This window comes from Cyanobacterium sp. Dongsha4, assembly GCF_036345015.1.
In the GTDB taxonomy this organism is placed as follows: Bacteria; Cyanobacteriota; Cyanobacteriia; order Cyanobacteriales; family Cyanobacteriaceae; genus PCC-10605.
Genome location: NZ_CP084098.1, coordinates 212,474 through 228,294 on the forward strand (window position 1 = coordinate 212,474; position 15,821 = coordinate 228,294).

11 protein-coding genes are annotated in these 15,821 nt (G+C 39.4%); 8 read left to right on the forward strand and 3 right to left on the reverse strand.

The annotated features are described in order from the left end of the window. Window positions 1-19 precede the first annotated feature (19 nt). Window positions 20-1,003 (forward strand): arsenic resistance protein, encoded by a 984-nt coding sequence (locus Dongsha4_RS00975; RefSeq protein WP_330203936.1) that lies wholly within the window; start codon window positions 20-22, stop codon window positions 1,001-1,003. 62 nt (window positions 1,004-1,065) lie between these two features. Here the strand turns inward: Dongsha4_RS00975 and Dongsha4_RS00980 are convergent, their stop codons facing one another. From Dongsha4_RS00980 to psbX, 3 genes are all read right to left on the reverse strand, one after another. After that, complete coding sequence (locus Dongsha4_RS00980) at window positions 1,066-1,560, reverse strand: biopolymer transporter Tol (RefSeq protein ID WP_330203937.1); 495 nt, start codon at window positions 1,558-1,560, stop codon at window positions 1,066-1,068. Between the two features lie 48 nt (window positions 1,561-1,608). Continuing rightward, window positions 1,609-2,439: a Ycf66 family protein gene (locus tag Dongsha4_RS00985; protein ID WP_330203938.1), complete on the reverse strand. Its 831-nt coding sequence runs from the start codon at window positions 2,437-2,439 to the stop codon at window positions 1,609-1,611. A gap of 199 nt (window positions 2,440-2,638) precedes the next feature. Then, on the reverse strand, window positions 2,639-2,752 hold the full coding sequence (gene psbX, locus Dongsha4_RS00990) for a photosystem II reaction center X protein (RefSeq protein WP_015219398.1): 114 nt from the start codon (window positions 2,750-2,752) through the stop codon (window positions 2,639-2,641). A gap of 118 nt (window positions 2,753-2,870) precedes the next feature. Here psbX and fabG point away from each other — a divergent pair, with 118 nt between their 5' ends. From fabG to Dongsha4_RS01025, 7 genes are all read left to right on the forward strand, one after another. Next, a complete protein-coding gene (fabG, locus tag Dongsha4_RS00995; RefSeq protein ID WP_330203939.1) occupies window positions 2,871-3,635 on the forward strand; it encodes a 3-oxoacyl-[acyl-carrier-protein] reductase in 765 nt (254 codons plus the stop codon). Between the two features lie 161 nt (window positions 3,636-3,796). After that, window positions 3,797-5,185: a TldD/PmbA family protein gene (locus Dongsha4_RS01000; protein WP_330203940.1), complete on the forward strand. Its 1,389-nt coding sequence runs from the start codon at window positions 3,797-3,799 to the stop codon at window positions 5,183-5,185. 229 nt (window positions 5,186-5,414) lie between these two features. Beyond that, window positions 5,415-6,752 carry a histidine phosphatase family protein gene (locus Dongsha4_RS01005; protein ID WP_330203941.1) on the forward strand — a complete coding sequence of 446 codons (1,338 nt, stop codon included), beginning with the start codon at window positions 5,415-5,417 and terminating at the stop codon, window positions 6,750-6,752. A 313-nt stretch (window positions 6,753-7,065) separates the two neighbouring features. Continuing rightward, window positions 7,066-7,365 carry a 30S ribosomal protein S20 gene (rpsT, locus tag Dongsha4_RS01010; RefSeq protein WP_330203942.1) on the forward strand — a complete coding sequence of 100 codons (300 nt, stop codon included), beginning with the start codon at window positions 7,066-7,068 and terminating at the stop codon, window positions 7,363-7,365. A gap of 235 nt (window positions 7,366-7,600) precedes the next feature. After that, entirely contained in the window at window positions 7,601-8,377 is a 777-nt protein-coding gene (locus Dongsha4_RS01015) for a TatD family hydrolase (RefSeq protein WP_330203943.1), read from the forward strand. A gap of 93 nt (window positions 8,378-8,470) precedes the next feature. Continuing rightward, window positions 8,471-11,746 (forward strand): DNA-directed RNA polymerase subunit beta, encoded by a 3,276-nt coding sequence (rpoB, locus tag Dongsha4_RS01020; protein ID WP_330203944.1) that lies wholly within the window; start codon window positions 8,471-8,473, stop codon window positions 11,744-11,746. Between the two features lie 153 nt (window positions 11,747-11,899). Beyond that, the gene (locus tag Dongsha4_RS01025; RefSeq protein ID WP_330203945.1) at window positions 11,900-15,733 is read left to right on the forward strand and encodes a DNA-directed RNA polymerase subunit beta'; all 3,834 of its coding nucleotides are present in this window, start codon (window positions 11,900-11,902) and stop codon (window positions 15,731-15,733) included. Window positions 15,734-15,821: the final 88 nt, after the last annotated feature.

A 15,821-nucleotide genomic window follows, 5' to 3' on the forward strand; every position in this document is an offset into this window, starting at 1 on the left:
TGAAGGAAAAATTAAGGTCATGTGGAAAATATTATCTACTTTTAAAGAAAATCTGATATGGTCAGTACCGGGGTTTATGATCGCAGGGATTATTTTTGGTGGTTTACTAGATGCTAGTTTCCTTAAAGTAACAATCGTACCCCTCACCTTTTTAATGGTTTATCCCATGATGATTAACTTACAAATTGCCAAAGTTTTTGCAGGAGGGGATTTTAAGTTACAAGCGGTCACTCAGTTAATTAATTTTGCGATCGTACCTTTTTTTGCTTTTGGCATCGGTAAATTATTTTTCCATGACAGTCCTTTAGTATTATTAGGATTATTACTAACTTCTCTACTTCCCACCAGTGGCATGACTATTTCTTGGACTGGTTTTGCCAAAGGAAATCTCAATGCGGCGATTAAAATGACGGTGATTGGCTTAATTGCTGGTTCGTTAGCTACTCCCCTTTATGCTAAATTTTTAATGGGTGCAGTGGTGGAAATCCCCCTTGTCGATGTTTTCAAACAAATAGTTATCATTGTCTTTCTGCCCATGATATTGGGATTTGTCACCAAGAAAATTCTCATCGCTACCGTAGGAGAAAATAAATATAATAAAAACCTTAAGCAAAAATTCCCTGTTTTTTCCACTATTGGAGTATTGGGCATTGTTTTTGTGGCTATGGCATTAAAAGCAAAAACCATTCTTGGCAATCCTTTAACAGTGTTATCCTTCTTTATTCCTTTGTTAATTATTTACGGTGGTAATTTCCTTTTAAGTACCCTTATCGGTAAATTTTTCTTTAACCGTGAAGATGCGATCGCACTCGTTTATGGAACAGTAATGCGTAACCTTTCTATCGCTCTTGCCATTGCCATTACCGTATTCGGCTCAGAAAAAGGCTCAGAAATAGCGTTAATTATCGCAATGGGTTATATCATACAAGTACAATCTGCGGCTTGGTACGTCAAATTAACGGACAAAATTTTTGGAACACCATTGGAGCCTTTACCAGAGTAGCGTAACTCAAAATATTACAAAAAAAAATAGGACTATTAAGAAAACAGCTTAAAATAAACTGCTTATTGTACTACCTCCCCATCAGGGCGATCGAGTTCTGTTCTAATACCTAAATCAATAACTTCAATATCCCATTGACCTCGTTTAGCAGTTTCAAAAACTATATAACGACCATCAGGACTAATACGAGGATTTCTTAACCAACTACGATAACCCTGAGTTACCAACTGAGTTTGTTTTGTTGCTCGATCATAAATAAAAATATCTGGTCTGCCTTGTATGCTAGAAATATAAGCAATGTAACGTCCAGTACGACTTAAGCTAGGACTATCATTGATCGCATTACCAATATTTAAACCGGGTAAATCGGCAAAATTTCTTAACTGTAAATCATAGAGTAAAATTTCTCGGCGCCCATTACGATTAGAAACCATTGCCAACCAACGACCATCACCGCTAATGGCAGGTTGTTCATCATTATAGCGACTGTTAAGAGACGTGGAAAAAGAAGAAACATTGCTGGAAGTACACCCATTCAAACTCACAGCAGAAAACACAAGCAGTAACAGAAATAGTTGTTTCAAAACTAGACCAATTTAGCCAAATTAATAATCGAAATTATCAGGATTTGAGGGGCGATCGCCCTTGGGAGAATCATCATAGTCAGATTGTTCGGGTTCAATGGGTTGATAGTCCACATATTCAGTGCCAACGCTAGAAACAATATCATCAGCAGACTTCGGACGACGTTTTTTTGGTCTTGCGACCGTAGAAGGACTTACTCCTCTATCATTACGAGGGCGAGAATAATCTTGACGGGGAGAGGAAGATTCATCATCCCAATGGTCAGGGGTTTCTTGCCAATCTTCATAATTGGAACGACTAGGACGAGTTCTGGTAGTATTACGACTGCGGGGAGTAGGAGGTTCTTGATTATAACCGCTAGAGGGACGACGAGGACGACGAGGGCGAGGGTTTTCTTCTTCATACCCGGTTGTAGGGCGAGGGTTTCTTACTGCTGTACCTTGCAAACGACGGCGAGGAATTTCCTCCTCCTCATAATAATCATCATAAGCATCTGTTTGATCCAACTCTGCACGATAAACACGACGATTAACCGGGCGATCATCTTCTACATAGGAGTTAGCTCTTGAACCTCTAACTTTCTCGGAAGTAGCTCCTCTTAAACGAATACTCTCAACGGCAAAAAAGATAGCAGAGCCAGAAAGTAACAGTTGACTAAATTGCAAAATGGGATCTAAGCGCCACCCTTGAAAGAATAAGATAAAACCGCAAAGTAAGCCAACTGCGGCAAAAAAGATGTCATGATCCCTAGAGACTTCAGGTCTAACAGAACGCATTAAATACAATCCAGCCCCTGCTAAAGCCAAAACGATACCCAATACACTGGCGGAGTTGAAACCAAAATTAACCATTGTTCAAACTAAAACTGCTATGTTTTCTTTTATCTTAACCAGATTATCTGATTCTGCACTGTCTATCTTTAATACCATGTCATAACCAGACATTAATTTTTAATCTTTCTCAAAAACTGTCAGGGGGTTTTACCTTATGAGCAATTTATGGTTATGCCCCCTGAAAAGAAATTGATAACAGAAGTATCAAACTATATTATTAACGGATTTTGTCAGCTTGGCTAACGACAATTAAACCAATAGTAACAGGAATAACTACGATCGCAGCACCCCAAACCAAACTCCAAAGAAAATTAGCTAAAGAAGCAGTCATAAATTTTTATACCTATTTATTTACTAAAAATGATCAATCTCAATTTTACAATAAATCCAGAGTTAAATTAGGGTAAACTATCCAAGGCAACTTTTCAAGGAAAAAATTAAAAAGTCTTATGGTTAAATTGTTACCTGATAACTTACAAAAATTAAAAGAGCAAGTGGCAATTGTTACGGGAGCTTCCAGAGGCATTGGAAAAGCAACCGCCATCGCCCTAGCGGAAGAAGGAGCGAAAGTGGTGATTAATTATGCTAACAGTAGTCAATCTGCAGAAGAATTAGTTAAAGATATTATCGATGCTGGAGGAGATGCGATCGCAGTTCAAGCCGATGTTTCTCAACTGGAGCAAGTAGAAGCCATGATCAAAACTACTACTGATAAATGGGGACGTATAGATATATTAGTCAATAATGCAGGAATTACTCGTGATACATTAATGTTGCGAATGAAATTAGAAGACTGGCAAAAAGTAATTGATTTAAACCTTACAGGGGTCTTTTTATGTTGTAAAGCTGTTAGCAAAATCATGCTCAAACAAAGAAGTGGAAGAATTATCAATATATCTTCAGTAGCAGGACAAATGGGTAATCCTGGACAAGCTAACTATAGTGCCGCAAAAGCAGGAGTTATCGGTTTTACCAAAACCCTCGCCAAAGAATTTGCCAGTCGGGGAGTTACCGTTAATGCCGTAGCCCCCGGATTCATTGAAACGGATATGACAAGTGGATTAGAAGCCGAAGAAATTTTAAAAGCCATTCCTCTTAATCGTTACGGTAAACCAGAAGAAATCGCAGGAATGATTCGCTTTTTAGCCGCCGACACTGCTTCTTCTTACATTACAGGGCAAGTATTTAATGTTGATGGTGGTATGGTTATGTAATAAATAGTTTAGTCTTAAGATAGGAAATTTCTGGGTTAGGGGTTCGGTGTTCGGAGTTATTAATTATCAATTATTTACCTTTGCCTCTTGCCCCTTTCACTTTGTCCTTACTTACACTGCTTAAGTTTAAATTTAACTATTTTTATTGCCATTTACATTCCATGAAAGAAAAAGACTATCCGCAATTCCTATCGCAATTAATTCACTCTTATAAAGATAATGTTGATTTTTTGTCCATTCGCCTAGAGTCATCTCAGGGAAGTAACATCAAAATGCGTAACGGGCAAATTGAAAATATTAGCGAAGGCACTTCAATTGGAGGACAAATTAGAGCTTGTCATAAAGGGGGATGGGGTTTTGCTACTTTTAATGATTTAACTCAGATAGCGGATTGTATCAGTGATGCCATTTCTGCCGCTCAATTGATTGGTGATGACGAAACACTCCTCGCAGAGGTTGAACCCATCCAAATAAGCTGTCAAATGCCCTTAAAAGGAACAAATCCACGCCTGATCCACCTCTCAGAAAAACGGGATTTAGTGGCAAGATGCGATCGCATCTTAAATAGTTATCATGAAGATATTACCAGCACCAGTGTTAGATATAGTGACAGTCAACAAAAAGTAGTTTTAGCCACCTCCGAAGGCACGTTAATTGAGCAAACATGGATAGACAGTGAAATGCGTTTTAGTGCCACTGCAAAACGAGGGGAGTTGGTACAAACAGGGAGAGAAACCACAGGCACAAGGAGAGGCTTTGAAGACTTACTCAACCTTGATAAACAGATAGAAAGTGCCGCAAAAAGGGCAGTTAATGCTTTAGACTTGCCTACCGTCAAAGGAGGAACTTATACTGTAGTTATTGACCCTATCTTAGCAGGATTGTTTGTTCATGAAGCCTTTGGACATTTATCCGAAGCAGATATGGCTTATGAAAACCCCGACTTACTGGAAGTGATGACAATGGGGCGTAAATTCGGCGGTGAATTTTTACAAATTTTTGACGGGGCGCAACCAGAAGGACACCGAGGCAGTTATTATTATGATGATGAAGGTGTAAGCGCTACTACAACTCAATTAATCAAAGATGGGGTATTAGTGGGGCGTTTACATTCCAGAGAAACGGCGGGTAAACTAGGGGAAAAACCCACTGGTAATGCCCGTTGTTTAAACTATCATTATCCTCCCATCGTGAGAATGACTAATACTTGGATAGGTAGAGGTAACACCCCCGTTAAAGACTTATTCAGCAATATAAAAGAAGGGGTTTATGCAGGAAACTGGTTAGGAGGTATGACAAATGGGGAGATGTTTACCTTCACCGCAGGGGAAGCATGGATGATCCGAGATGGTGTAATAGCTGAACCTGTGAAAAACGTTACTTTATCGGGAAATGTCTTTAAAACCCTTGCCAATATAGAAGCAATTGGGGATGATTTTTATTGGGATGAATCGGGAGGATGTGGTAAAGGAGGGCAAAACGGTTTAGCGGTTGGTTGTGGTAGCCCTAGTTTACGCATCAAAGACGTAGTAATTGGTGGTGAAAATTGACAATTTGCCATTGAGAGTTAACAATAGTTAGGTGTCAAGAGTAGGGAGTAAGGGAGAGAGGGAATATTAAACATCTCTTGAAAATATTAATATAACCTCTTTCGTAGTGAGGGCTTTAGCCCTTATTTTAATAACCATTGGATAAGTCAATTCTCTATATTATAACTCCGAACTCCGAACCCCGAACTCCGAACTCAAATCATTCTTAATTCTTAATTCTTAATTCATTATGTCCACTCGTGTAATAATAGCTCGTCATGGTCAAAGTAGTTATAACGCTCAAAAAATGATACAAGGGCGTTGTGATGAATCGGTGATTACGGAAAAAGGAGAAAAACAAGCTCAATTATTAGGGGAAGCCCTCAAGGATGTTAAATTAGGGGCATTTTATAGCAGTCCATTACAACGAGCTTATAAAACCGCTCAAATTGTTCAATCTCTCAATCAGTATAAACCTTCTATCACTGTGATGGAGAAATTGAGAGAAATCAACTTGCCTGAGTGGGAAAAATGGAAAAAAGAAGATGTCAAAAGAGAATTTCCTGAAGCCTATCGCACTTGGAAGGAAAAACCTGATGAGTTAAAAATGACTTTTGAGGGTAAAGAGTTTTATCCCGTATTAGACTTGTATCAACAAGCACAAGAGTTTTGGCAAGAGATTATTCCTAACCACGATGGCGAAACCATTTTAATTACTGCCCATAATGGTATTAACCGTTGCTTAATTCTCACCGCTTTGGGAATGTCTCCAGCTTATTATCACTGTTTGCAACAGTCTAATTGTTGTGTAAATGTTTTGAATTTCACGGGGAATTTTGGAGATTCTGTGCAGTTAGAATCTCTTAATCAAATTGGACATTTAGGTACACCATTACCAGATTTTCGCCCTGAGCAAAAACAGGGGTTAAGATTATTATTGGTACGTCATGGGGAAACAGAATGGAATAGAATGTCACGTTTTCAGGGTGTTAAAGATATTCCTCTCAATGATAATGGCAGACAACAAGCGGAAAAAGCGGCTGAGTTTCTCAAAGATGTGCAGATTGATTTTGCAGTAACTAGCCCATTATCGCGTCCGAAGGAAACCGCAGAGATTATTCTTAAACATCATCCTCATGTCAATTTAACCACTAAAAAAGATTTAGAGGAAATTTCTCATGGTTTATGGGAAGGTAAATTAGAAACGGAAATTGAGGCAGAATTTCCCGGTTTATTGGCACAATGGAAAGCAAAACCTGAAACTGTACAAATGCCTGAAGGCGAAAATTTACAACAAGTGTGGGAGAGAGCGATCTCATCTTGGCAAGAAATCGTCCAAGAGAATATCGAAGAAGGCAAAATGAAAACGGGTTTAGTTGCCGCTCATGATGCTATAAATAAGGTAATTATCTGTTATTTATTAGGGTTAGAATCTGCTAACTTTTGGAATATTAAACAAGGAAATGGTGCAGTAACAGTTGTTGATTATCCTCACGGTTTAAATGGAAAACCGATTTTACAGGCAGTTAATTTAACGAATCATCTCAGTGGTGGTTTGTTTGATAAAACTGCGGCTGGTGCTTTATAAAATCCTTATTCTATGCAAAATTATAAGCTGGGAAAGAGGTGTAAGGGTGTTCGGGAGAAATAGGTTATTGGGTAGGGGATTGCGGAGAAATGAGTTAGGAGTTAGGGCTTAGGTGTTAAGAGTTAGAAATTATTAATTATCAACTATTTACCTTTGCCCTTTGCCCTTCGTCTCTTGCCTCTTGCCCTTTTCTCTCTACTCATAATTAAAGGGGTATTGTCAAGAGTTGCCATAGAAAGTTAAAATAGATATTTTGATATTCTATGAAAAAACTTATCATTAAATAGTAGTCTAAGTAAAACAATAAAGGATAGTGGCTAATTCAAAATCTGCTCTCAAGAGAATCCAAATTAACGAACGTAACCGCCTTCGTAACAAGGCTTACAAATCTGCGGTTAAAACCCTCATGAAAAAATATTTTCAAGCGGTAGAAGCCTATACAACTTCTCCTAGTGATGAGTTAAAACAGGCTGTACAAACTTGTCAATCTGCGGCATATAGCAAAATTGACAAAGCAGTTAAAAGAGGTATTTATCACAAAAATAACGGTGCAAGAAAAAAAGCTAGATTAGCTAGAGCATTTTCTAAAGCAAACCAAGCACAAGCCTCTTAGGTATTGGGGTATTAATTTTTACCGCTTAAACACTCAATACGATAGCTAACAATAGTTAGCTAATTTTTTTCTCAAATCAAAGGGGAATCTAACCCTTAAAAAATTAGGAGTTATCAGAAATTTATCAGTATGAAAATGGAAATTAAGGATTTAAGGAATAATCGCAAAAGCTAATTTCTAATTCTTAGTTCCTAATTCCTAATTAAAATCCTGTACCATTAGGCAAAAAACACTAATGCAACTGATTGATACTCATGTACATATAAACTTTGATGTCTTTCAGGAAGATTTGGATTTAGTTTCCAGTCGTTGGCAATCGGTTGGGGTAAATAAACTTATCCATTCCTGTGTTGAACCTCAAGAGTTCGATCGCATCAAGGAATTATCCGAAAAGTTTCCTGAGTTGTACTGTAGTGTGGGTTTACACCCCCTTTCTGCCAATAAGTGGGAAGGAGAAACTACCTACCAACAATTACTAGAGTTTGCCCAATCCAGCCCCAAAGTGGTGGCAATCGGAGAAATGGGCTTAGATTTTTACAAAGATAATCAACCAGAGTTACAAAAAGAAGTTTTCTGGAAACAGTTAGAAATTGCCTATCAATTAAATAAACCCGTCATTATTCACTGTAGAGATGCGGCTACCGCCCTACGGGATATTTTAGTAAGATTTAATCAAGAACACGGTAAAATAACAGGAGTGATGCACTGTTGGGCAGGAAATCCAGAGGAAACTCAGTGGTTTCTTGATTTAGGAATGTATGTTAGCTTTAGTGGAGTTGTGACTTTTAAAAATGCCAAAACCGTCCATCAAAGTGCGTCTATTGTTCCTGATGATCGTCTTTTAATCGAAACCGATTGTCCTTTTTTAGCTCCTACTCCCCATCGTGGTAAACGCAATGAGCCTTCATATGTGATTCATGTAGCGGAGAAATTAGCACAAATTAGGGGACAATCAGTAGATGCGATCGCATCCCAAACAACCAAGAACGCCTGTAAATTATTTAACCTCTAAATTTAAAATAAAGCAAGGGTAAAGAAAATAAATAACCAAAACCCTGACCCCAGAATCTAAATAGATCAATTCAATATCATTGACAACTAACCTATGAAAACCCAAGAACTGTTACCAGATTTAATCGAAATTCAACGCTCTAGTTACAAATGGTTTTTAGAGCATGGCTTAATCGAAGAACTCAACAGTTTTACGCCTATTACTGATTATGCAGGAAAACTAGAATTACACTTTATTGGGGAGAAATATCGCCTCAAAGAACCAAAATACCACATCGAAGAAGCAAAAAAAAGAGATGCAACTTACTCAGTACAGGTATATGTACCTACATTGTTGCTAAACAAAGAAACAGGAGAAAGAAAAGAACAAGAAGTATTTATCGGTGATCTACCATTGATGACTGATAGAGGTACGTTTTTGATCAATGGTGCAGAAAGGGTAATTGTCAATCAGATAGTGCGATCGCCGGGGGTCTATTTTAAATCAGAGGTGGACAAAAACGGAAAAAGAACTTACTCCGCCTCCGTCATTCCTAACCGTGGTGCATGGCTAAAATTTGAAACTGATAAACATGGTGTAGTGTGGGTCAGAATCGATAAAACCCGCAAAATCTCAGCCCAAGTATTATTGAAAGCTATGGGCTTAACAGATAGAGAAATTATGGATCGTTTACGCCATGCGGAATTTTACCATAAAACTTTGGAGAAAGAGGGCAATCCTAGTACAGATGATGCTCTCATGGAACTTTACCGCAAATTACGCCCCGGTGAACCTCCAACCGTAAGCGGTGGACAAGCCTTATTAGAAAGTCGCTTCTTTGATCCTAAACGTTATGATTTAGGGAAAGTTGGACGCTACAAAATGAACAAAAAACTGCGTTTGACTGTTCCTTATAACGTAAGGGTATTAACCATTGAAGATATTTTATCTGTTGTTGACTATCTCATTAATCTTGAATTTGATATTGGGCAAGTAGATGATATTGATCACCTCGGCAATAGACGAGTCAGAAGTGTGGGAGAATTATTACAAAACCAAGTCAGAGTCGGTTTATCCCGCCTAGAAAGAATTATCAGGGAAAGAATGACCGTTGGTGATCCTAATACCTTAACTCCTGCGGCTTTGGTTAACCCTAAACCTTTAGTAGCGGCCATTAAAGAATTTTTTGGCTCGTCTCAGTTATCTCAATTCATGGATCAAACCAATCCTTTAGCTGAATTAACCCATAAACGTCGTATTTCCGCTTTAGGACCTGGGGGCTTAAGCCGAGATAGAGCAGGTTTTGCCGTGCGAGACATTCACCCTAGCCACTACGGACGTATTTGCCCTGTGGAAACTCCCGAAGGACCTAACGCAGGTTTAATCGGTTCTTTAGCTACCTATGCCAGAATCAATGAGTACGGATTCATTACTACTCCTTACTATAAAGTTGAGAATGGAAAAGTCCGTTGGGATTTAACCCCTGAGTACCTAACTGCTGATGAAGAGGACGATAAAAGGGTTGCTCCGGGTGACATTTCTACCGACGAGGAAGGGAATATTTTAGGGGAATCTGTACCCATTCGTTACCGTCAAGAATTTTCTACCACAACTCCGAATCAGGTGGATTATGTAGCAGTGTCTCCTGTACAGATTGTTTCTGTAGCTACCTCTATGATTCCTTTTCTGGAGCATGATGACGCTAACCGCGCCCTGATGGGTTCTAATATGCAACGTCAAGCTGTTCCTTTATTACGGGCGGAACGTCCTTTAGTGGGTACAGGTTTAGAAGCCCAAGCGGCAAGAGATTCTGGGATGGTAATTGTTTCCCGTCATTATGGCAAAATTACTTATGTAGATGCAAAAACTATTAGGCTCAAAACCAAGGAAGGAGAGGAGTTAGTTTACAATCTTCAAAAGTATGAACGTTCTAACCAAGATACCTGTTTAAATCAAAAGCCTTTGGTTGATGAAGGAGAAGAGGTAGTACCCGGACAGGTATTAGCCGATGGTTCTGCTACCGAAGGGGGAGAGTTAGCATTAGGTAACAATATCACCGTTGCTTATATGCCTTGGGAAGGTTATAACTACGAGGATGCGATCTTAATTAGTGAAAGACTGGTTCAAGAGGATATTTACACCACTATTCACGTGGAAAAACACGAAATTGAAGCCCGTCAAACGAAATTAGGTCCGGAAGAAATTACCCGTGAAATTCCTAATGTGGGAGAAGATGCCTTACTCAACCTCGATGAACAAGGGATTATCCGTGTGGGTGCTTGGGTAGAATCAGGAGATATTTTAGTGGGTAAAGTAACCCCTAAAGGTGAATCGGATCAACCACCAGAAGAAAAACTGTTACGAGCAATTTTCGGGGAAAAAGCCAGAGATGTTCGTGATAACTCCTTACGTTTACCCAACGGTGAAAAAGGAAGGGTTGTCTATGTACGAGTGTTTACCCGTGAACAAGGTGACGAGTTACCCCCTGGTGCAAATATGGTAGTCCGTGTATATGTGGCTCAAAAACGCAAAATCCAAGTGGGGGATAAAATGGCAGGTCGTCATGGTAATAAAGGGATTATTTCTCGCATCCTCCCCCGTGAAGATATGCCCTATATGCCCGATGGAAGCCCCGTGGACATCGTTCTAAATCCTTTGGGTGTTCCTTCCCGTATGAACGTGGGACAGGTGTTTGAGTGTCTTCTAGGGTGGGCAGGTGAACATTTAGGCTATCGCTTCAAGATGACTCCTTTTGATGAAATGTATGGAGAGGAAGCGTCTCGAAATACTGTCAATGGCTTGTTAAAAGATGCCTCGAAGAAACCAAGTAAAGATTGGATTTTTGATGAGAATAACCCTGGTAAAATTCAACTTTATGATGGCCGCAGTGGTGAACCATTTGATCGCCCCGTGACAGTGGGTAAAGCCTATATGCTCAAATTAGTTCACTTGGTGGATGATAAGATTCACGCTCGTTCTACTGGTCCTTACTCATTGGTGACACAACAACCTCTCGGTGGTAAAGCTCAACAGGGTGGACAAAGATTCGGAGAGATGGAGGTATGGGCATTAGAGGCTTATGGTGCGGCTTATACTTTACAGGAATTATTGACAGTCAAATCCGACGATATGCAAGGACGAAATGAAGCCTTAAATGCGATCGTTAAAGGACAACCAATTCCTCATCCCGGTACACCTGAATCCTTTAAGGTACTCTTACGAGAATTACAATCTCTAGGTTTAGATGTTTCTGTCCATAAAGTGGTAGAAGGTAGCGAACACGTAGAAGTTGACTTGATGGATGCTTCTAGTCGAGCACCTAAGCGTCCTACCTATAAAGAAGATTACAGTTTATCTAGTTTAGGTCAAGATGACGACGAGGAGTTGTAAGTTGACTTGAGTTCGGAGTTCGGGGTTTTTAAAAGTAGGTAGGGGTTAAATATATTCAACCCGTAGGTCGTAGGGAGTAGGGAAAGTTAAATAAAACCTGATACCTGACACCTACTTATTGTTCATTGTTAACTGTTCATTGCTAATTGAAATATGGCTAACGAGACTAAAAATAAGACTTTCTATAATAAGGTAATCGATAAAGGGGGCTTAAAAAAGCTCATCGCTAAAACTTTTACCGAACAAGGTTCTGCCCGTTGTGCTTCTGTTTGTGACCAGTTAAAAACTTTGGGTTTCCGTTATGCTACTCAGGCGGCGGTTTCTATTAGTGTGGAAGATTTGAAAATTCCTCCTATTAAAAAAGAAATGTTGGCAGAAGCTGAGTCCACCATTAAAAATACTCTCAGTCGTTATGCTAATGGTGAAATTACTGAGGTTGAACGTTTCCAGAAGGTAATCGATACTTGGAATGATACTTCTGAATCTTTGAAAGATGAGGTGGTTAAAAATTTCCGTGAAACTGATCCTCTTAACTCTGTTTATATGATGGCGTTTTCTGGTGCAAGGGGAAATATCTCTCAGGTGCGTCAGTTAGTTGGTATGCGTGGCTTGATGGCTGATCCTCAAGGGGAAATTATTGACTTACCCATTAAAACTAATTTCCGTGAAGGTTTAACCGTTACTGAGTATATTATTTCTTCTTACGGTGCGCGTAAAGGTTTAGTAGATACGGCTTTGCGTACCGCCGACTCTGGTTATTTAACCCGTCGTTTAGTGGACGTTTCTCAGGATGTAATTATTCGGGAAAATGATTGTGGTACTCATCGAGGTATTGAAGTTACCCCCATGAAAGACGGCGATCGCATCTTGATTCCTTTATCTGATCGTCTATTCGGAAGAGTGTTAGCAGAAGATGTTATTGATCCTGCCACAGGGGAAGTTATTGCTACACGTAATCAAGCCATTGATGATGATTTAGCAAAAGCTATCGGTAAAGCGGTTGATAAAGTAAAAGTAAGATCTCCTTTAACCTGTGAAACTGCTCGTTCTGTATGTCAAAAATGCTATGGATGGTCATTGGCTCACGGTGACTGGGTAAATATGGGAGAAGCGATCGGAATTATTGCCGCTCAATCCATTGGTGAACCCGGTACTCAGTTAACTATGCGTACTTTCCACACAGGAGGGGTATTTACTGGGGAAGTTGCTCGTCGTATTACCACTCCAACCTCTGGCACGGTCAAATTCAGTAAGAAATTAAAAGTCCGTGAAACTCGTACCCGTCATGGAGATCAAAAATTAGTTGTTGAGGTAACTGGGGATATTGTTGTTGGTGCTGAAAAAATTTCTGTACCCAAAGATAGTTTATTAGCAGTCAGAGAAGGGGATGTAGTTCAAGAGAATGATCTCATTGCTGAAGTAATGCCCCAAAAAACCAGATCCACCGAGAAAGTAACTAAAGACGTTGCTACAGACTTATCTGGAGAAGTGCATTTTGCTGATATTGCCCCTGAAAGTAAAACCGATAAACAGGGTAATACTACCACTACCGCCTCTCGTAACGGTTTAATTTGGGTGTTATCGGGACAGGTTTACAATTTACCCCCCGGTGCTGAACCTGCGGTGAAAAATGGCGACAAAGTTAAGCCCGGTTCTGTATTAGCGGAAACTAAGTTAAAAACTAAAAGTGGTGGTGTTTGCCGTTTTGAAGAAGGTAGCCGAGAAATCGAAATTATTACTGCTTCCGTTTCTTTGGATCAGGCAGATATTTATCTCGAACATCATGGTAGTCAACAACAATACGTTATCCATACCCAAAAAGGCGATCGCTTTGCTTTAAAGGTAGTTCAGGGTACAAAAGTACAAAATAATCAAGTTGTTGCCGAATTAATTGATGATACCTATACCACCAATACTGGGGGGTTAATTCGCTATGCAGGGTTAGAAACAGGGCGAGGTAACAAAAAACAAGGTTATGAGGTAATCAAAGAGGGAACTATTGTCTGGATTCCTGAAGAAAGTCACGAAATTAATAAAGACATCTCCTTGTTATTAGTAGAAGATGGTCAATATGTAGAAGCAGGAACAGAAATAGTTAAAGATATTTTCTGTCAGTCTAGTGGGGTGGTTGAGGTTGTTCAGAAAAATGATATTTTAAGAGAAATTATCGTTAAGCCTGGGCAACTATACCTTGACTTAGATCCTGACTATTTAGCTAATATCGACGAAGATAATATTATTCCCCCGGGTACTCAAATTGCTCCTAATAATATTACTGAGGAAGAATACTTTGCCCAATTTGTTGATACCAATGAAGGGGTTGGTTTATTATTACGTCCTATCAGACAATTTGAAGTAATTAACACTACTCAGTCTCCTTCCCAAGAATCATTGAATACTCAGGGTTCAGCTATTAACTTAAAACCCGTAATGCGTACTTTCTTTAAAGATGGAGAAAGAGTTAAAAGTGTTGAAGGAGTACAGTTAGTTACCACTCAATTGGTACTAGAAACCCATGAGGGCATGAGTGCGGATATTGAGTTAGTCCCTCACGAAGCAGAAGAAGGTTGTTTCCGCTTACAAATTGTGGTATTAGAATCTGTCCTTTTACGTCGTGAATTGGAAACAGAACCTAATATTATTACTCGTGTTTTAGTGGAAGATGGACAAGAAATTGCTCCGGGAGATGTAGTTGGTACAACTCAAATTCTCTGTCAAGAGGAGGGTATTATTCAAGGGGTAAGAGAAGGAGTTGAAGCCATTCGCCGTGTGTTAGTGGTCAGAAAATCTGACATGATTGATATACAAACTGAGTCTAAGCCTACTTGTAAGGCAGGGGATTTTATCACTCAAGGGGATCTATTAGCAGAAAATGTAACTGCTCCTGAATCAGCAAAAGTTTTGAAAGTGGAAGATAATCGAGTAGTCTTACGTTATGCTCGTCCTTATCGTGTGTCTGCTGGTGCGATTTTACATATTGAGCAAGGAGATTTAGTTCAACGGGGTGATAATTTAGTATTACTCGTATTTGAACGGGCAAAAACAGGGGACATCGTTCAAGGTTTACCAAGAATTGAAGAATTGCTCGAAGCCCGTAAACCCAAAGAACCTGCCTTGTTGGCACGTCGCCCCGGCTTCTGTCAAGTGGAATATCGTGATGATGAAGCGATCGATGTTAAGGTAATTGAGGATGATGGTACTATTACTGAGTATCCTTTGAGTCCTAACCAAAACATTATCGTGAACGACAATCAAAGAGTGGAAACAGGCGATCCTTTAACCGATGGTTTAGCAAGTCCTCATGAATTGCTGGAAATCTTCTATGCCTACTATCAAGAGCAAGAGGATAATCAGGGAATGTTTGAGTGTGCTTTGGCGGCATTAGAAAAGGCTCAACTATTTTTGGTTAATCAGGTTCAAGGGGTATATCAATCTCAAGGTATCGACATTTCTGATAAACATATTGAGGTGATTGTGCGTCAGATGACTTCTAAAGTAAGAGTTGATGATGGTGGTGATACTATCCGTTTACCCGGGGAGTTGGTGGAATTACGTCAAATTGAAAAAGACAATGAAACCATGTCTATCACTGGCGGCGCACCTGTACAATATACTCCTTTGATTATGGGTATTACTAAATCTAGTTTGAATACTGATAGCTTTATTTCGGCGGCAAGTTTCCAAGAAACCACAAGAGTACTCACAGAAGCTGCGATCGAGGGTAAAAATGATTGGTTAAGAGGTTTGAAAGAAAACGTAATCATCGGACGTTTAATCCCTGCTGGTACTGGCTTCAATGCTTATGAACGTCAGGATTGGGAAGGAAACGACGTTGTCAGAGAGGTAAATGGTAACGATTATGCTCTTATGGATGAAAGTAATCGCTTATCTTCTTCTCTTACGGATGATGAAGATGTGATTATTGATGATCAGTCTGCTCGTACTTATTCTCCTGACAGTATGATTATTGATGATGATGATGAGTAATCATTGATTGGCAAGGGGTTTAAACCCTTTGTTAGGAATTAGGAATTAGTGAGTAATTTAGTTGTTAGTTCGGGCTTCTAGCCCGATT